This window comes from Microbacterium sp., from assembly GCF_031180975.1.
Taxonomy (GTDB): Bacteria; Actinomycetota; Actinomycetes; order Actinomycetales; family Microbacteriaceae; genus Microbacterium.
In genome coordinates this window covers 69,875-86,892 of record NZ_JAPSLI010000011.1, presented here as the reverse complement: position 1 = coordinate 86,892, position 17,018 = coordinate 69,875, and the positions used below count along the sequence as shown (strand labels likewise).

Here is a 17,018-nt window from a genome sequence, read left to right as displayed (position 1 = left end):
GGAATGGGGGTCGACACGCCAGTCGTCGGACCGGATGCCGGGATTCGTCCGGCATCCGGCGTGCCGACCCCCCATCCATCGGCGCACGGCGGGCCGCCGGCACCGCTGGGCGCGCCCTCGCCGGTGGCGGGTGCCGGCGGCCGACTGACGGCGGCGGGCACGCTGCTGGCCCTGGTCGCGGTGCTCGTGCTGGTCGCCGGATGGCACCTCACGCAGGGCACCAGCGGCGCGGTGTTCGCCGACCCCGACGTGCTGTTCGGGTCGCGGCTGCCACGGCTCGCCGCCGGCGTCGCGGTTGGCATCGCGCTCGGTGTGGCCGGCGTGCTCATGCAGTCGCTGTCCCGCAACCCGCTCGCCTCGCCGGACACCCTCGGCGTCACCGCCGGGGCGTACTTCGCCGTCACCGCGGTCACCGCGTTCGGGCTGAGCGTTCCGTTCTGGGCGTCCGGCGTCGTCGCGTTCGTGGGCGGTCTGCTCGCAGCGGGTCTGGTGCTCGGACTCGCGGGCGGCTCCGCGTCGTCGACCACGCGTCTGGTCCTGGCGGGCACCGCCCTTGCCCTCGCCCTGCAGGCCGGCACCTCGGCGCTGCTCGTGCTGTTCGACGAAGAGACCAAGGGCCTGTTCGCGTGGGGCAACGGCAGCCTGTCGCAGCTCGGCATCGAGAGCTTCCTGCGCGCGGCGCCCGTCGTGCTGATCGTCATCGGCCTCACGCTCACGCTCGCCCGCCGGCTGGACGTGCTCGCCCTCGGTGACGACACCGCCTCGTCGCTCGGCGTGCCGATCCGGTCGACGCGCGTCATCGGCATCCTGCTGTCGGTACTGCTCACCGCGGCGGCGGTCACGCTCGCCGGACCGATCGGGTTCGTCGGCCTGTGCGCGCCGGTGCTCGCGCGCCTGCTGTCGCGCCTCGTCCCCGCTCTCGGGCGGCACCTGCTGCTTGTGCCCGCGGCCGGGCTGATCGGCGCGATCGTGGTGATCCTCGCCGACGCGATCCTGCGCGCCCTGATCGGCGCGGAGGGCGCAATCGCCGTCCCGACCGGCGTCGCCACGACCGTGGTCGGCGCGATCGTGCTCGTCCTCATGGCACGACGACTGCGGGATGCCGGTCCGACGAGGCGTCCGCCGACCATCCGCTTCGGTGTGCGCAGCGCACGCCGGTACGTCATCGTGCTCGCCACCGGCGTGGCCGCGCTCGCTGCAGTCGTGCTCGTCGGCCTGCTGGTCGGCAGCACCCCGCTGCTCACCGGCGACATCCTGCTCTGGCTGCAGAATCAGGCCCCGCCCCTGGTGGCATTTGCGCTCGACGAGCGTGCGCCGCGCGTGATCGCCGCAGTGGTCGCCGGCGCGGCGCTCGCCCTGGCGGGCACGCTCACGCAGGCGGTGAGCCGCAACCCGCTGGCGGAGCCCGGACTGCTGGGGATCACCGGCGGTGCTGGTCTCGGCGCAGTGCTGGTCGTCACCGGCGCGACCGCGTCGACCTTCGGGATGCTGGTCGCGGCCGTGACCGGCGCGCTGCTGGCGTTCGTGCTCGTGTACGCCCTGGCGTGGCGGGGCGGCCTGAGCGCCGACCGGTTCATCCTGATCGGCATCGGCGTCTCGTACGGCACGGTCGCGCTGACCACGTTCGTGCTGCTGCGGTCGAGCCCGTTCGACACCCCGAAGATCTACACCTGGCTCTCCGGCACGACGTACGGACGCATCTGGGAGCAGGTGGTCCCGCTCGCGATCGTGCTCGCCCTCGCGCTGCCGTTCGTGCTCGCGCAGCGCCGCGACCTCGACATCATCGCCATGGACGAGGACACGCCGCGGCTCACCGGCATCCGTCTCGAGCGCACCCGGCTCGCCCTGCTGCTGACCGCGGCGGTGCTGGCGGCGCTCAGCGTGGCCGCGGTCGGGGTGGTCGGTTTCGTCGGGCTGGTCGCCCCGCACGCCGCGCGCGCCCTGGTCGGCGCGCGGCACAGCCGGGTCATCCCCGTCGCCGTCGTGCTCGGGGCGGTGCTGGTCGGGATCGCGGATGCCGTCGGTCGCACCGTCCTCGCCCCGGCGCAGCTGCCCGCGGGCCTGGTCGTCGCCCTGCTCGGCGCCCCGTACTTCGTCTGGCTGCTGTGGCGGTCGCGCGACGCGTAGCCCGACGCCCAGCCGATTCCGATCACCGATGCGTAACGTCGGGAGCATGAGCACGGTTCCCGTCGACGACGCCGCGATCGCCGAAGCCAGGCAGCTGCGCGACGAGTTCCAGCGGTTCCTGCGCGAGTACGAGTTCGGGATGCGCGAGGTGGAGACGAAGATCTCGATCCTGCGCGACGAGTTCACCCACAGCCACGCGTACAACCCGATCGAGCACGTCAAGAGCCGCTTGAAGACGCCCGACAGCATCGTCGAGAAGGTCGCCCGCAAGGGCATCGACCCCGACTTCGACAGCATCCGCCGCGAGATCACCGACATCGCGGGCGTGCGGGTGACCTGCAGCTTCGTGACGGACGTGTACCGGCTGTTCGAGCTGTTCACCCAGCAGCACGACCTGACGGTGCGGGTCGTGAAGGACTACATCGCCGCGCCGAAGCCGAACGGATACCGCAGCCTGCACGCGATCGTGGAGGTGCCGGTGTTCCTGTCGACCGGACCTGTGCAGGTGCCGGTCGAGGTGCAGTTCCGCACCATCGCGATGGACTTCTGGGCCAGCCTCGAGCACAAGATCCACTACAAGTTCGCGGGGCAGGTGCCGACTCACCTGGTGCAGAGCCTGACCGAGGCCGCGGATGCCGCGGGCGAGCTCGACCTGCGGATGGAGCGGCTGCACCGCGAGGCGCACGCCGTGAACCGTAAGGTCATCGAGGCCTGAGCGGGTCGCGCGTGCGCGTTCGGGTCGCGCTCGCGCGTTCGGGTCGCAATGGATGCCGCTATGCGGCGCGCCAACCGGCGTTTTCTGCGACCTGGGCGGTCGGTGTGGGTCGGCCGCGCGTTCGGGTCGCAACGGATGCCGGTATGCGGCGCGCGAAGCGGCGTTCTCTGCGACCTGGGCGGTCGGTGCGGGTCGGCCGTGGGTTTCGGGTCGCAACGGATGCCGGTATGCGGCGCGCAAAGCGGCGTTCTCTGCGACCTGGGCGGCGGTCGGCGGGGGAGTGTGCGAGCGCGCGCGTTCGGGTCGCAACGGATGCCGCTATGCGGCGCGCAAACCGGCGTTCTCTGCGACCGGGCGGCGAGCCGAACGGGAGCGCAGCCCCGGAACCGTCAGCCGAGGAACTCCCGCGCGGCGGCGTGCATGGCCCCGACGCCCACCTCGATGGTGGGGTGGAGCACCGGGGCGAAGAACGGCGAGTGGTTGGTCGGGATGTCGCGGTCGACGGTCCCACGCTCGGCGGCGTTCAGGTAGGTCTCGGGGTCGATCCCTCCCCAGAACCAGAACACCAACGGCGCGCCCGCATCGCGGGCGAACCACGACACGTCCTCGCTGCCCGCGTACAGACCTGGGTCGACCACCGCCTGCTCCCCGAACGCCGCGCGGAACGCCTTGACGGCGCGCGCGGTGGCATCCGCGTCGTTGATCGTCGCAGGGAGCGTGTGGATCGTGCTGATCTCGGGCTCGCGCTCGGCGCCCGACGCCATCGCCTCTGCCCGTACGATGCGCTCCACGCGGGCGAGCACCTTGTCGCGCAGCTCCTCGTTCGGGTAGCGCAGGCTGAGCTGCAGGGTGGCGTCAGCCGGGATGATGTTGTTCTTCGTGCCGGCGTGGAACGCCCCGACCGTGACCACGGCGAGCTCGTGCGGGTCGACCTCGCGCGACACGACGGTCTGCAGCCGCATCACCGTCGACGCCGCCATGACGATGGGGTCGATCGTCGAATGGGGACGCGAGCCGTGCCCGCCTCGGCCGTGCATGACGACCTGGATGCCGTCGGATGCCGACATCTGCGGCCCCGGACGCACCCCGACCAGCCCGGCCGGCAGCGGCGTGACGTGCTGCCCGAGCACGACATCCGGGCGCGGGAAGCGCACCAGCATGCCGTCGTCGAGCATCGCCCGTGCGCCCGAGCCGTACTCCTCGGCGGGCTGGATGATCACCACGACCGTGCCGTGCCAGTGGGCCCGCTCGGCGACCAGGCGCTCGACGGCGCCGATCATCGCGGTCACGTGCATGTCATGTCCGCAGGCGTGCATCACGGGAACGGTGTTGCCGTCGGGGTCGATGCCGGTGGCGGTGCTCGCATACGCCAGGCCGGTGTCCTCCTTGACGGGCAGGGCGTCCATGTCGGCCCGCAGCCAGACGACCGGTCCGGTCTCTCCCTTGGGTCCCGGATTCTCGAGCACCCCGACGACGCCGGTGACGCCGACGCCCTCGTGCACCTCGAGCCCGAGATCGCGCAGGTGCGCGGCGGCGATGCCCGCCGTGCGGGTCTCCTGGTACGACAGCTCCGGATGCCGGTGCAGGTCGGTGTAGAGCGCTTCGAGGTCGATCGGCATGCCCCTGAGCCTAGTGACGCCGGAAGCGTTCGACCGCCGCGCGGTCGTGTCGGGGACGCCGGGTCAGTCGGGTCGACGCTGCGCCATCAGGGCGAGCGGGCGGCCCTCCACGTCGGTGAAGAACGCCATCCACTCCTGCGTGCCGTCCTCGTGCGTGTGGATGACGTGCGGTTCGTGCGTGAACACGACGCCGCGCTCGCCGAGGGCGGCGCGGGCGGCGACGACATCCGGCACCCGGAAGTACAGGATCGACTCGTCGTGCACCGGACCGTCACCGGCCGACAGGAACAGGCGCACGCCGTCGCAGTCGAAGAAGCTCAGCGACCCGAACGTGTACAGGTGCCGGAGTCCGAGCACGTCCCGATACCACGCCTCCGCGGCCTCGATGTCGGTGACGGAGCGGGAGATCTGGCCGATCGGGCCCAGGGCGACGGCATCCATGCGGCGACGGTACCACCGCGCGGATGCCGGCGTCAGCCCCGCAGATCGGCGACGAGCGCTTCGACGCGGCGGCGGATCTCGTCGCGGATCGGGCGCACCGCGTCGATGCCCTGCCCGGCCGGGTCGTCGAGCTTCCAGTCCTCGTAGCGCTTGCCGGGGAAGAACGGGCACGCGTCGCCGCAGCCCATCGTGATGACGACGTCGGAGTCCTGCACGGCATCCGTGGTCAGCACCTTCGGCTGCTCGCCGGCGATGTCGATCCCGACCTCTGCCATCGCCTCGACCGCGACGGGGTTGATCTCGGATGCCGGCATCGAGCCGGCCGAGCGGACCTCGATGCGGCCGGCACCGAGCTCGCGCAGGAAGCCGGCGGCCATCTGCGAGCGTCCGGCGTTGTGCACGCACACGAACAGGACGGAGGGCTTGTCGGCGGTCATATGGTCATCCTCTCATCGGCGGGGGGTCCTGGCACAGGTACGCCGCCCGGCGCCGTCGCGGAGCCGATCTGCAGCAGCGGGGTGGCGCAGCATCCGGCATCCGTTCCACCGTCGGTACCGCCGTCGAACGAGCCCGACCCGCCGCACACGCCGGTCTCGGGCAGCACGAGCTCGGTGCGCGCCGCCGCCGCGTGGTCGCCGGCGAGGTGCGCCACGACGCTGCGGACCTGCTCGTACCCGGTCAGGGCCAGGAAGGTGGGGGCGCGGCCGTAGCTCTTCGCGCCGACGATGAAGAAGCCGGGCTCGGGCTGGGCGAGCTCGCGCGCGCCGGTCGCGGCGACGGTGCCGCAGGAGTGGATGTTCGGGTCGATCTCGCGGGCGATGCCGGCGACCGCCTCGAGCGCCGGGTCGAGGTCGATCCGCAGCTCGCGCAGGATGCCGGTGTCGGGCCGGAATCCGGTGAGGGCGAACACCTGACCGACCGAGATCGCTCGGCCGTCGTCGGAGACCACGGTCACGCCGTCGGTCTCGACGCGGAATTCGGCGACGCGGAACCCGCCCACCACGTCGACCAGGCCCTTCTCCCTCGCGCGTCGGGTGCGCACGCCGAGCGCTGCCCGCTGGGGCAGGGCATCCGCGGCGCCGCCGTCGGCGTGTGGAGCGCTGCGCCGCAGCATCCAGGTCACTCGGGTGCCGGGTTCGCGGCGGGCGAGGTCGGTGAGTCGCAGCACCGCGTGCGCGGCGGAGTGCCCTGAGCCGATCACGGCGACGTGTCGGCCGGCGAAGGAGGAGACGTCGTCGGGGATGCGGTACGAGATGCGGTCGGCCGCGGCCGTCTCGCCGACGGCGGGCAGCCCGTCGCCGCCGGCGGGGTTGGGCTGGGACCAGGTGCCGCCGGCGTCGATCACGGCGCGGGCGAGGACACGGCCCTCTCGGCCGGTGGCGTCGACCGTGTGCACCGTGAACGCCTGCTCGGAGCGGCCGTCGTCCACGGTCTTGTCGCGGTTGTGGCGCGAGATGCCCGTCACCTCGACGCGGTATCGCACTCGAATGGGCGTGCCGTCGCCGACGCCGTCGCCGAGAGCGGATGCCAGCGGCGCGAGGTACCCGTCCACCCATTCCGCCCCCGTCGGGTACCCGCCGGTGGGCACTGCCCAGCCGGTCGCCTCGAGGAGCCGCTGGGATGCCGGGTCGACGAGCTCCGGCCAGGCGGAGAACAGCCGGACATGTCCCCACTCCGCCACCGCGGCGCCGGCGGACGCGCCGCGCTCCAGCACGAGCGGTTCGAGGCCGCGCTCGACCAGGTGCGCAGCGGCCGCCAGGCCCTGCGGGCCGGCGCCGATGACGACGACGGGAAGGTCGGACATGCGCACTCCTCATATCGATGGATGTCGATGGGTATTGATGGCTCGATCCTGCTCGACCTATCGATGATTGTCAATACGTGCGAGAATGTCGGGCATGAGCCTGCCCGTGACGATCGATGCGCCCTGCTGTACTCCGCAGCAGGGCGAGCGCGGTCTGCCCGCCGCCGAGGCGGAGCGCATCGCGCGGGTGTTCAAGGCTCTCGGCGACCCTACGCGCGTGCGGCTGCTGTCGCTCATCGCCGCGGGCGCCGGAGGCGAGGCGTGCATCTGCGATCTCACCGAGCCGGTCGGCCTGTCGCAGGGCACCGTGTCGCATCACATGAAGCTGCTCGCCGACGCCGGGCTGGTCACGCGCGATCAGCGGGGCCGCTGGGCGTACTATGCGCTCACCGACGGAGCGCTCGATGCGGCGGCCGGCGCGCTGCGCGCGCTCGCCTGAGGCCCGCCGTCGGGGCGGTCGCTCAACGCAGCAGTGCCGCGGCCAGCGTGCGTTCCATCCAGTCCCGGTGCGCGCCCGCCGTCCAGCCGGCCTGCAGCACCAGCGCCTCGTACGCCGCAGGCGAGCCGACCGACCAGATCGTCGCCGCGACCGAGGCGTCGTCGACCCCGTCGCGCAGGCCGCCCCGTGCGCGCAGCAGTCGCGCGGTGCGGCCGTACCGCTCCAGACGCTGCTGTGCGCGCCGGGTCTGCAGGTCGGCGATCTCGGGGTCGACGGCGGCGCCCTGGGCGATGACGCGGTGGATCGCGTGCGTGCGCGCGTTCGCCTCGGCGAGCCAGTCGGCGAGCACCCGGATCACCCCCGGCGCATCCGGCGCCGCCTCGAGGCGCCCGGCGAGGAACTCCAGCACCGGTCGCCCCTCCGGGCCGGACGCCGTCCTGTCGAGCACCGCCGAGAGCACCGCCGCCTTGCCGCCCACGGTGTTGTAGACGGTCTGCACCGCGGCATCCGCTTCACGCGCGATCATGCCGATCGTCGTCGCGACGTATCCGTGCTCGCGGAACAGCCGCTCGGCGGCCGCGACGACCGCGTCGCGAGTCGCGGCCTGCTGGGCGGCCCGACGGGAGGGTCTTGCGCGATCCACATACGTGTGCCGCGGCGGTTTCTGGCGGTGGCCGGCGTGGCGTGGTTCGCGCTGCTGCACCGCGTGCTCACCCGGGCGACGCCGGTGGGGAGGAAGGCCGCGCAGAAGGTGCCGTTCGCAGCGGCTCCACTCATCGGGATCACCGCGCGCGACCTCGACGAGGTGGGAGCGGAGCGGGCGCCACGGCTGACCGGCGCGTCGGACGGCCTCCCGCAGCTGGCGGACGGCGGGGTGATCGAGTGCGACGGCGTGCTGTGGGCGACCGGCTATCGGCCCGCGCTGGACTGGATCGACGGGCTGGAGCTGGACGGCCGCGGTCTCCCCGCGCACGAGCGCGGCGTCTCCACCGGCGTCCCTGGCCTGTTCTTCCTCGGGCTGCCCTTCCAGTTCGGGCTGACCTCGACGCTCATCGGCGGCGCCGGGCGGGATGCCGAGTATCTGGCATCCGTTCTGGCGCAGTGAGTCGATTTCGAGGCACCCAGGCGCTTTCGCAGGTGGGCGTGGTACGGTGACATGTCCCTCCGAAACCGGAGGCTTTCATTCCGGCCCGCGACTGGTACCGCGTCGTGTGCGGCCCCGATTCCCATCCGCCTCTTCCGCACATCGTGCTCGACTCGGATGTCCCCCCACTTCCCCATACGTGCCCATCGGACGTACCGATGCGGCGCCAAAGGCCGTGAAAACGGCCAGATCAACAGAAAGAAGAAACACATGGCCACTGGCACTGTGAAATGGTTCAACTCCGAAAAGGGCTTCGGCTTCATCGCTCCCGATGACGGTTCCGACGACCTGTTCGCCCACTTCTCGGCGATCGCCGGGTCGGGCTTCAAGGAGCTGACCGAGAACCAGAAGGTCGAGTTCGACCCCGAGCGTGGCCCCAAGGGCATGCAGGCAGCGAACATCCGCGCGCTCTGAGCGCAGCGCACTGCGACTCGAACCGGCCGGAGCCCTCGTGGCTCCGGCCGGTTTCGCGTTTCCGGCGGCGCGCCCCGCGCGGCTGCCGGCATGGGATCCTAAGTCCGGTGGGAAGGGCTCCGCACCCGACTTCGGCTCCCATGCTGGGGCACTGCCGCCGCCCGTGCGCCCCGCAGCGCGGCCGCGGTCACCCCAGCACGAGCCGGTAGCCCATGCCCGCCTCTGTGAGCAGGTGCGCGGGAGCGCTGGGCTCGCGCTCCAGCTTCTTGCGCGGCTGTGACATGTACAGCCGCAGGTAACCCGAGTCCGACACCTGGTCGGTGCCCCAGATCTCCCGCAGCAGTTCGTGCCGCGTCACCAGTGCGCCCGGATGCCGGCACAGGTGCTCCAGCATCCGCCACTCGGTCGGGGTGAGGTGCACCGGCGAGCCGCTTCTCGTGACCAGCCGTGCGGCGAGGTCCACCACCACATCGCCGAACCGCACGACGGCCTCGCCGACGACCGGTTCGGGCGCCGCCCGCCGAGCGAGCGCGCGCAGCCGGGCCAGCAGCTCGTCCACCTGGAACGGCTTCGTGACGAAGTCGTCGGCACCGGCATCCAGCGCGTCCACCTTGCCCGCCGAGCCGGTGCGGCCCGACACGACCAGGATCGGCGCGCGCGTCCAGCCGCGCAGCGCGTGGATCACCTCCACCCCGTCGAGCCGCGGCATGCCCAGGTCGAGCAGAATGATGTCGGGGTGCGTCTGCGCCGCCATCGTGATGGCAGCGGCGCCGTCCGCGGCGGCGACGACGTCGTACCCGTGCGCGGCGAGGGTGATGCGCCGCGCGCACCAGCTGGGGGTCGTCGTCGGCGATGAGCAGCCTCACGCGGTCGCCTCCGTACCGCCCGTGGTCGGTTGAGCGGATGCCGCGAGCGGCAGCGACACGACCATGGTGAGCCCTCCTCCGTCGGTGTCCTCCGGCGTGAGGGTGCCGCCCATGCCCTCGGTGAACCCCTTGGACAGGGCGAGCCCGAGTCCGAGCCCTGTGGTGTTGTCGCCGATCATCAGCCGCTTCGCGAGCTGCGGGGCTTCGGAGAGATCTCCGGCGTCCACGGCGGACGACGCTACGCGCGCCCGGACACGGCCGGCCGGATCTGACGGAATCCCTACGCCGTCGGGCCGGTCCTCACGGAATCCTCACGCCGGTCGGGTGCGGTGTGCGGGGTGCGGGGCGAGCCAGCATGGGAGCGGAAGTCCGGTGGGAAGGCGTCTGGACCTGATTTCGGCTCCCGCGCTGCGCGCCGACCGCCCGCGCGCCCGGGCGTCAGCCGCGCGCGGGGCGCGCGGTCACCGGCACGGGTCCGGTCACCGACAGCTCGTCCTCCCAGCACTGGATGCCGGTGACCTCCGGCATCCGCGCCTGAGTGAAGATCGGGTCGAGGCCCGCCCGGCGCTGGTCGGAGTAGTCGCGCAGCAGCTTGAACGCCACACCGGAGAGCAGGGCGATGGCGACGAGGTTGATGATCGCCATGACCCCCATGATGCCGTCCGCCGTGTTCCAGATCAGGTCGGCCGAGGCGATCGAGCCGAGGAAGACGACGGCGACGACCACGGCGCGGTAAGCGGTGAGCACCGCCGGCCGGGCGTTGATGAACTCGATGTTCGACTCGCCGTAGTAGTAGTTGCCCAGAATCGAACTGAACGCCAGCAGGAAGATGATCACGCTGAGCGCGACGTTCGACCAGGTGCCGAGCGACGTCACCAGCGCGTTCTGCGTGAGGACGATGCCCTGTTCGGCGTTCGACAGGTCGGGGGTGGCGACGAGCACGATGAACGCAGTGATCGAGCAGACCAGGAACGTGTCGAAGTACACCCCGAGCGTCTGCACCAGACCCTGCTTGACCGGGTGGGTGACGGCGGCGGTCGCGCCGGCGTTCGGGGCCGAGCCGAGTCCGGCCTCGTTCGAGAACATGCCCCGCTTGGCGCCGATCATCACGATGGTGCCCAGGGCGGCGCCGACGACCTCGTTGAAACCGAACGCCTGGGTGTAGATCGACGCGAACACCTCGGGCAGCCGCTCGATGTTCATACCGACCACGATCAGCCCGATGATGAGGTACAGCAGCGCCATGAGCGGCACCACGGCCTGCGAGACCGACGCGATGCGCCGCACGCCGCCGAAGATGACGAGCGCCGTCAGCGCGGCGAGGGCCGCGCCGACCACCCAGGGGATCCAGGCGACCTCGCCGCCGAAGCTGCCCGACACCGTGGCGCTGATCGTGTTGGCCTGCAGCGAGTTGAACGACAGGGGGAAGCACAGGATCAGAACGATGGCGAACAGGATCCCCATCCAGCGCGCCTTCAGCCCGTGCTGCATGTAATAGGCGGGCCCACCGCGGAACCCGTCCTTGTCGCGCACCTTGAACGTCTGGCCCAGCGTGGACTCGATGAAGCTCGCCGCGCCGCCGACGAAGGCCATCGTCCACATCCAGAACACCGCGCCGGGGCCGCCGATCGCGATCGCCGTGCCGACCCCGGCGATGTTGCCGACGCCGACCCGGGATGCCGCGGAGATCGTGAACGCCTGGAACGCCGACACCGATTGCGGCCGGCCGTCGGCATCCGTCGGGGTGCGGTCGGTGAGAGTGCGGAACATCTCCGGGATCATCCGGAACTGCACCACCCCCGAGCGCAGCGTGAAGTAGATGCCGAGGACGACGAGGATCGGGAACACGGCCCACGTCCACAGCTTGTCGCCGGCGAAGAGCACGAAGTCGTTGAGGGCTTCCATGGCACCCAGTATGACGGCAGCCGATCGCGGCCGCAGTCAGACCCGCGCCGTCGATCCCCGCACGATCAGCTCGAACGGCAGCGCGCCGGCGCCGGGCGTTCCGGCATCCGCGTCGTCCTCGAGCTGGGCGAGGATCGCGTGCGCCGCACGCTCGCCCTGCGCCATCGGGAACTGGTCGACGGTCGACAGCTGGAAGAACTCGCCCAGTTCGTGGCCGTCGATCCCGATCACCGACAGGTCGCGGGGCACCTGGAAGCCGAGGTCGCGGGCGGCGAGGATCGCGCCGATCGCCATCTCGTCCGACGCGGCGAAGATCGCCGTCGGGCGGGGGCCGGGCCGGCCGAGCAACTGTTTCGCGGCGCGGAAACCGCCGTCGACGCTGAAGTCACCGGGCTCGAGGAAGGCCGGGTTCGCGGCGATCCCGGCATCCTCCAGCGCCTGCTCGAAGCCGAGCCGGCGCTGGGTGGGGATGTGGAAGTCCAGGTCGAACTCCGGGCTGGCGCCGATGTGCGCGATGTCGCGGTGCCCGAGCCCGAGCAGGTGCTGCGTGGCGAGCCGGGCCATGCCGGTGTCGTCGACCGTCAACGTCTTCAGGCTCGGGTTCGGTCCGCCGATCGCGATCACGGGCAGCCCGAGGTCAGCGAGCTGCTGCGTCTCGTCGTCGTCGAGCTCGATGGAGACGGCGATGACGGCATCCACCCGCTGACGGCGCAGGAAGGTCGCGAAGACCTCCCTGCGCACGTCGGCGTCGGCGGTGATGTTGTACAGGGTGATGTCGTATCCGGCGCGCATCAGCGCACTCGAGACTCCGGACAGGACCGTGCTGAAGAACCACCGATCGAGGAACGGCACGATCACTCCGACGTTGCGGGTACGACCGGATGCCAGGCTGGAGGCCCTCGACGAGACGACGTAGCCCAGGGCGTCGGCGGCCACGCGCACCCGCTCGCGGGACGCCGCGGACACGTGCCCGCGGCCGCTGAGCGCACGCGACACCGTCGCCGTGGAGACGCCCGCGAGCTTGGCGACCTCGTCGATGCTCACCATGTCGTTGCTCCCTCTTCCCCGCGAGACTTCTCTTTCAGCATGAGACAGGCCGTCTGTCGTGCCGTCTCATGCTGAAAGAGAAGTCTCATCGTGTCGTGTGCGTGTGCGTGTGCGTGTGCGCGTGCGCTGCGTGGGTCAGGCTGTGCGGAACCAGGCGGCGGTGTCGACAGGCAGGGTCGTGCCATCGAACGGCCGGCTCTGCACGATGAACTCCACGCGGTCCCCGAGCTCGAGCGGCCGCGCGCCCAGGTTCGCGACGACGTGGATGTCACCGCGACGGAACGCCACGGCATCCGCTCCCCGATCCTCCCAGACCAGGCTGCCGGTGCCGAACCCGTGCTCGCGGCGCAGGCGGATCAGCGCCTTGTACAGGTTCAGCGTCGAGGCCGGGTCGGCCTCCTCGGCGTCGCGCGCGTACGACGCCCACTCGGTCGGCTGCGGCAGCCAGGACGCGCCGGTGTCGTTGAACCCGAACGCCGGGGCGTCGGCGTTCCAGGGCAGCGGCACGCGGCATCCGTCCCGGCCGTAGCGCTTGCCCTCGGTGCGGAACCAGGTCGGGTCCTGCCGGAACTCGTCGGGGATCTCCATCGCTTCCGGAAGGCCGAGCTCCTCACCCTGATACAGGTACGCGGATCCGGGCAGGGCGAGCATGAGCGTGGTCGCGGCGCGGGCACGTGCGAGCCCGACGACGGGGTCGGGCTTGCCCTTGGACTTCGGCCCGATGCCCTCGCCCTGCGGGTTGTCGGCGGTGAGAGCGAGTCGGGAGGCGTGCCGCACCACGTCGTGGTTCGACAGCACCCAGGTGCTGGGCGCGCCGACACCGCCGAACGCGTCGAGCGAGCGCCGGATGACGTCGCGCAGCGCGTCCGCATCCCACGGGGTCATCAGGTAGGGGAAGTTGAACGTCTGATGCATCTCGCCGGGGCGCACCCACAGGGCCGTCTTCTCGAGCGTCGGCAGCCATGCCTCGCCGCACAGCGCACGGTCGCCGTCGTACTCGGCGAGCACCTGATGCCAGTCACGGTAGATGTCGTGCACGCCGTCCTGTCCCCAGTAGGGCACGTTCTCCTCGCCGCCGCCCATCGAGTCGGCGTCCGCGACGGGCGCGTAGTCCGGCAGGCCCGCCTCCTTGACCATGCCGTGCGCCACGTCGACCCGGAAGCCGTCGACGCCGCGGTCGAGCCAGAAGCGCAGCACCGCGCGGAACTCCTCCTTGACCTCCTCGTTCGTCCAGTCGAAGTCGGGCTGCGTGGCGTCGAAGATGTGCAGGTACCACTGGCCAGGGGTGCCGTCCGGCTCGGTGACGCGGTCCCACATCGGACCGCCGAACACGCTCTCCCAGTTGTTCGGGGGCAGTTCGCCGTTCTTGCCGCGGCCGTCGCGGAACACGTAACGGGCGCGTTCCTTGCTGCCGGGGCCCGCCTTCAGCGCCTCCTGGAACCAGCGGTGCTGGTCGGAGGAGTGGTTGGGGACGAGATCGACGATGACGCGGATGCCGCGGGCGTGCGCCTGCGCGAGCATCTCGTCGAAGTCCGCCAGCGTCCCGAACAAGGGGTCGACGTCGCGGTAGTCGGCCACGTCGTAGCCGGCGTCCTTCTGCGGGCTCGTCATGAACGGGCTCAGCCAGATCGCGTCGACGCCCAGCTCCTTCAGGGCGTCCAGCCGGGCGGTGACACCGGGCAGGTCGCCGATGCCGTCGCCCGAGGCGTCGGCGAAGGAGCGGGGGTAGATCTGATAGATGACGGCCGTGCGCCACCACTCGGAACCGGGGGCTGCGGACTGTTCGAGCTGTGCCATGCGATCAGGCTACTGCAAACGCTTACAGTCTGCGTTCCATCGAGGTCTTGAGCGTGCTCGGCCGCTGAGCCTGTCGAAGCGCCCCAGCCGCCGCCGACGGGTCAGGATGCCGGCAGCACGACGTTCACGGGCGGCTCGCCTTCCAGCATCCGCTCTATCTGACGCCGGATCAGGCGGGCGATCCTCGGGTTCATGGCGGTCGAGGCGCCGCCCATGTGCGGGCTGATCAGCAGGTTGGGCGCCTGCCAGAGCGGATGACCGGCGGGGAGGGGCTCGTCCTCGAAGACGTCCAGGGCCGCGCGGATGCGCCCGGTGGTGAGCTCGGCCAGCAGCGCATCGGTGTCGATCAGCCCGCCGCGGCCGACGTTGACGAGCAGGGCGCCGTCGGCGAGGCGGGACAGCATCGCCGCGTCGAAAAGGTGCCGTGTCTCGTCGCCACCCGGCAGGCTGAGCACCACGATGTCCGCGTCGGCGAGCAGATCGGGCAGCTCGTGGGTGCCGTGGACGGTGACGTCGCCGACGCCGTCGACCCGCTCGGTGCGGGCGGTGCGCGCGACAGCGGAGATCTCCACCTCGAACGGCGCGAGCCGGCGGGCGATGGCGGTGCCCACCCCGCCGAAGCCGACGAGGAGCACGCGACGGTCGGCGAGACTGGGTCCGAACCGCGGCGACCATTCGCCGCGCTGCTGCGCGAGGACGAAGCGCGGGATCTGCCGCTGTGCCGCCAGCATGAGCGCCAGCGCGAGCTCGGCCGTCGAGGTCTCATGAACGCTGGCCGCGTTCGCGAACGTCATCCCGGAGGGGAGGTGCTCGGCGACGCCGTCGTAGCCGATCGACTGGCCCTGCACGAGGCGGATGTCGAGGCCCTCGAGGCGTTCCAGCACCTGCGGCCCGCCCATGTACGGCGGCACGACGATGTCGATGCGCTCAGCCGGCGGCGGTGAGCCCATGTCCCAGACGGTCAGTTCGACGCCGGCGGGCAGCGCGCCCAGGTTCTCGGCGAGACGGTCGGTGGGGACGGTGACAAGGATGCTCACGCTTCGAGACTAACCCCGAGCGTGGGGCGCCCATGCGCCGCGGTGTCTCCGTGCCGCCGCGTTCACAACTCAGGAGAAATCGCCCGATTCGGCCGGCGACGGCCCGGATTCCGAGGCCCAGGCCCCATGTCTCCTGAGTTCTGAACGCCCGCCGACGGCGGCGGGATCGCCTGATTGTTTTCGAATCGCGTGAATGGCTCGGTTTCGCCCGGTTTCACAGCCATTCAAGCGATTCGAACACCAGATGGGTTGACACAACTGCGTTCTGTATACAGAATACGATTGTTCCCTGCGCCGGATTCCGGCTCCCAAGATGAAAGCTCTTCCAACGACGAAAGAGGTAGCGGACATGCCGCACTCGAACCCCCGGAAGTATCTCGCAGCAGCCGCCGTCGGCGCGCTGTCGCTCGGCCTGGTCGCCTGCAGCGGCAGCGGCGGAGGCGGCGGAGGGGTGGACGCCGACGGCAAGGCCACCGTGGTCTGGTCGACCTGGGGCACCCCGGAGGAACTGACCCGGTACGAGGAGTTCAACAAGGACTTCATGAAGCGCCACCCCGACATCAAGGTGAAGCTGCAGCCCGTCGCCGGTTACGGCGACTACCACTCGAAGCTCCTCGCCCAGCTCACCAGCAACACCGCGCCGGACGTGTTCTACGTCGGGGACGACATGATCGGCCAGTTCGTCGACTCGAAGCGGTTGATGCCGCTCACCGAGCTGATGGAGTCGGATGCCAGCAAGACGAAGCCCGACGACTTCTTCCCCGGGCTCTTCGGGGCCGCCGAGAAGGGCGGCGAGATCTACGCCGCACCCAACGACTCCAACCCAGACGCGCTCTGGTACGACAAGGAGGCACTGAAGACGGCGGGCATCACCGAGGATCCGGCCACGCTCGCCGAGAACGGCGAATGGACGACGGACAAGTTCCTCGAGATGAACCAGAAGCTGCACGACGCCGGGCTGACCGGCTCCATGTACTGGAACTACTGGGCCACGCACTGGAGTTGGCTGTCGTCCCAGGGCGTCGACGCGCCGTACGACGACAGCGGCGAGTTCGTCGCGCACGAGAACCCGGACGCCGTCGCGGCGGTCGAGCAGTTCGGCGAGCTGTTCCAGAACGGCACGTTCGTCGTCGCCGACACCCTGCCCGACGGCGCGGGCGCCGACAGCGTATTCGTCACCCACAAGGCCGGCTTCTTCGCCCAGGGCCGCTACACGATCGGCACTCTCACCTCGGCCGGCGTACAGGACTCCTACGACATCGTGCACTGGCCGACGCCGGACGGCGAGCCGGCCCCGACGGGTGTGGCCACCTCGTTCCTGGCGATCAACGGCAAGACCGAGGTGAAGGACGCCGCGTTCACGTTCTGGACCGAGTTCCTCTCCGCCGAGGGCCAGAAGTTCCGTCTGCAGGGCGGCGGCAACGCTGTCCCGTCAATCAAGGGCGCCGACGAGGTCGTGCTCGAGGACGACTACCCCGCACACGCGCAGACCTTCCTCGACATGCGGGACATCGGCTTCGAGGACTACCCCGCCGAGGCCAGGGTCCCAGGCCTGCCCGTGGCGGTGAGCGAGGAGTTCCAGAAGCTGTACGAGGGCAAGGCGGACGCGCAGCAGACGCTCGACGCGATCGCCGCGCTCGTCGAGGACCGTTCGGAGAAGTAA

15 protein-coding genes and 2 pseudogenes are annotated in these 17,018 nt (G+C 70.9%); 6 read left to right on the top strand and 11 right to left on the bottom strand.

Features of this window, described 5'->3' with window-relative positions:
* Positions 1-3 precede the first annotated feature (3 nt).
* On the top strand, positions 4-2,127 hold the full coding sequence (locus RIF65_RS14060; protein ID WP_309064854.1) for an iron ABC transporter permease: 2,124 nt from the start codon (positions 4-6) through the stop codon (positions 2,125-2,127).
* Between the two features lie 46 nt (positions 2,128-2,173).
* Positions 2,174-2,842, top strand: a complete 669-nt coding sequence (locus RIF65_RS14055) for a GTP pyrophosphokinase (RefSeq protein ID WP_309064853.1) — start codon at positions 2,174-2,176, stop codon at positions 2,840-2,842.
* A 389-nt stretch (positions 2,843-3,231) separates the two neighbouring features.
* On the opposite strand, the gene RIF65_RS14050 is transcribed toward RIF65_RS14055, so the two are convergent.
* The 4 genes from RIF65_RS14050 to RIF65_RS14035 form a co-directional block, all read right to left on the bottom strand.
* Positions 3,232-4,461: an amidohydrolase gene (locus RIF65_RS14050; RefSeq protein WP_309064852.1), complete on the bottom strand. Its 1,230-nt coding sequence runs from the start codon at positions 4,459-4,461 to the stop codon at positions 3,232-3,234.
* A 63-nt stretch (positions 4,462-4,524) separates the two neighbouring features.
* Positions 4,525-4,902 carry a VOC family protein gene (locus RIF65_RS14045; protein WP_309064851.1) on the bottom strand — a complete coding sequence of 126 codons (378 nt, stop codon included), beginning with the start codon at positions 4,900-4,902 and terminating at the stop codon, positions 4,525-4,527.
* A 32-nt stretch (positions 4,903-4,934) separates the two neighbouring features.
* Complete coding sequence (locus RIF65_RS14040) at positions 4,935-5,339, bottom strand: arsenate reductase ArsC (RefSeq protein ID WP_309064850.1); 405 nt, start codon at positions 5,337-5,339, stop codon at positions 4,935-4,937.
* Positions 5,336-6,706: an NAD(P)/FAD-dependent oxidoreductase gene (locus RIF65_RS14035; RefSeq protein ID WP_309064849.1), complete on the bottom strand. Its 1,371-nt coding sequence runs from the start codon at positions 6,704-6,706 to the stop codon at positions 5,336-5,338. The genes RIF65_RS14040 and RIF65_RS14035 overlap by 4 nt, the downstream gene beginning before the upstream one ends.
* Before the next feature lie 94 nt (positions 6,707-6,800).
* Between RIF65_RS14035 and RIF65_RS14030 the strand changes: the two genes are divergently transcribed.
* The gene (locus RIF65_RS14030; protein ID WP_309064848.1) at positions 6,801-7,145 is read left to right on the top strand and encodes an ArsR/SmtB family transcription factor; all 345 of its coding nucleotides are present in this window, start codon (positions 6,801-6,803) and stop codon (positions 7,143-7,145) included.
* Between the two features lie 22 nt (positions 7,146-7,167).
* Here RIF65_RS14030 and RIF65_RS14025 read toward each other — a convergent pair whose 3' ends face one another.
* The gene (locus RIF65_RS14025) at positions 7,168-7,788 is read right to left on the bottom strand and encodes a TetR/AcrR family transcriptional regulator (protein ID WP_309064847.1); all 621 of its coding nucleotides are present in this window, start codon (positions 7,786-7,788) and stop codon (positions 7,168-7,170) included.
* 36 nt (positions 7,789-7,824) lie between these two features.
* Between RIF65_RS14025 and RIF65_RS14020 the strand changes: the two genes are divergently transcribed.
* Positions 7,825-8,250: a hypothetical protein gene (locus tag RIF65_RS14020; RefSeq protein ID WP_309064846.1), complete on the top strand. Its 426-nt coding sequence runs from the start codon at positions 7,825-7,827 to the stop codon at positions 8,248-8,250.
* Positions 8,251-8,499: 249 nt separating this feature from the next.
* On the top strand, positions 8,500-8,703 hold the full coding sequence (locus RIF65_RS14015; RefSeq protein ID WP_309064845.1) for a cold-shock protein: 204 nt from the start codon (positions 8,500-8,502) through the stop codon (positions 8,701-8,703).
* Positions 8,704-8,890: 187 nt separating this feature from the next.
* Here RIF65_RS14015 and RIF65_RS14010 read toward each other — a convergent pair.
* From RIF65_RS14010 to RIF65_RS13985, 6 genes and pseudogenes are all read right to left on the bottom strand, one after another.
* Positions 8,891-9,569 (bottom strand): annotated as a pseudogene (locus RIF65_RS14010) (response regulator).
* A pseudogene (locus tag RIF65_RS14005) lies at positions 9,566-9,757 on the bottom strand (hypothetical protein); the annotation flags it as partial. The pseudogenes RIF65_RS14010 and RIF65_RS14005, both read right to left, overlap by 4 nt.
* 250 nt (positions 9,758-10,007) lie before the next feature.
* On the bottom strand, positions 10,008-11,474 hold the full coding sequence (locus tag RIF65_RS14000) for an alanine/glycine:cation symporter family protein (protein WP_309064844.1): 1,467 nt from the start codon (positions 11,472-11,474) through the stop codon (positions 10,008-10,010).
* Between the two features lie 36 nt (positions 11,475-11,510).
* Entirely contained in the window at positions 11,511-12,521 is a 1,011-nt protein-coding gene (locus RIF65_RS13995; RefSeq protein ID WP_309064843.1) for a LacI family DNA-binding transcriptional regulator, read from the bottom strand.
* Between the two features lie 135 nt (positions 12,522-12,656).
* The gene (locus RIF65_RS13990) at positions 12,657-14,318 is read right to left on the bottom strand and encodes a glycoside hydrolase family 13 protein (RefSeq protein ID WP_309064842.1); all 1,662 of its coding nucleotides are present in this window, start codon (positions 14,316-14,318) and stop codon (positions 12,657-12,659) included.
* A gap of 101 nt (positions 14,319-14,419) precedes the next feature.
* Positions 14,420-15,355, bottom strand: a complete 936-nt coding sequence (locus RIF65_RS13985) for a 2-hydroxyacid dehydrogenase (protein WP_309064841.1) — start codon at positions 15,353-15,355, stop codon at positions 14,420-14,422.
* 349 nt (positions 15,356-15,704) lie between these two features.
* Here RIF65_RS13985 and RIF65_RS13980 point away from each other — a divergent pair, with 349 nt between their 5' ends.
* On the top strand, positions 15,705-17,018 hold the full coding sequence (locus RIF65_RS13980; protein WP_309064840.1) for an ABC transporter substrate-binding protein: 1,314 nt from the start codon (positions 15,705-15,707) through the stop codon (positions 17,016-17,018).

What these genes read in the sequence shown, in the direction of transcription:
- RIF65_RS14060 (WP_309064854.1), top strand. Translation starts at nt 4, where the DNA reads ATGGGGGTCGACACGCCAGTCGTCGGACCGGATGCCGGGATTCGTCCG.
- RIF65_RS14055 (WP_309064853.1), top strand. Translation starts at nt 2,174, where the DNA reads ATGAGCACGGTTCCCGTCGACGACGCCGCGATCGCCGAAGCCAGGCAG.
- RIF65_RS14050 (WP_309064852.1), bottom strand. Translation starts at nt 4,461, where the DNA reads ATGCCGATCGACCTCGAAGCGCTCTACACCGACCTGCACCGGCATCCG.
- RIF65_RS14045 (WP_309064851.1), bottom strand. Translation starts at nt 4,902, where the DNA reads ATGGATGCCGTCGCCCTGGGCCCGATCGGCCAGATCTCCCGCTCCGTC.
- RIF65_RS14040 (WP_309064850.1), bottom strand. Translation starts at nt 5,339, where the DNA reads ATGACCGCCGACAAGCCCTCCGTCCTGTTCGTGTGCGTGCACAACGCC.
- RIF65_RS14035 (WP_309064849.1), bottom strand. Translation starts at nt 6,706, where the DNA reads ATGTCCGACCTTCCCGTCGTCGTCATCGGCGCCGGCCCGCAGGGCCTG.
- RIF65_RS14030 (WP_309064848.1), top strand. Translation starts at nt 6,801, where the DNA reads ATGAGCCTGCCCGTGACGATCGATGCGCCCTGCTGTACTCCGCAGCAG.
- RIF65_RS14015 (WP_309064845.1), top strand. Translation starts at nt 8,500, where the DNA reads ATGGCCACTGGCACTGTGAAATGGTTCAACTCCGAAAAGGGCTTCGGC.
- RIF65_RS14000 (WP_309064844.1), bottom strand. Translation starts at nt 11,474, where the DNA reads ATGGAAGCCCTCAACGACTTCGTGCTCTTCGCCGGCGACAAGCTGTGG.
- RIF65_RS13995 (WP_309064843.1), bottom strand. Translation starts at nt 12,521, where the DNA reads ATGGTGAGCATCGACGAGGTCGCCAAGCTCGCGGGCGTCTCCACGGCG.
- RIF65_RS13990 (WP_309064842.1), bottom strand. Translation starts at nt 14,318, where the DNA reads ATGGCACAGCTCGAACAGTCCGCAGCCCCCGGTTCCGAGTGGTGGCGC.
- RIF65_RS13980 (WP_309064840.1), top strand. Translation starts at nt 15,705, where the DNA reads ATGCCGCACTCGAACCCCCGGAAGTATCTCGCAGCAGCCGCCGTCGGC.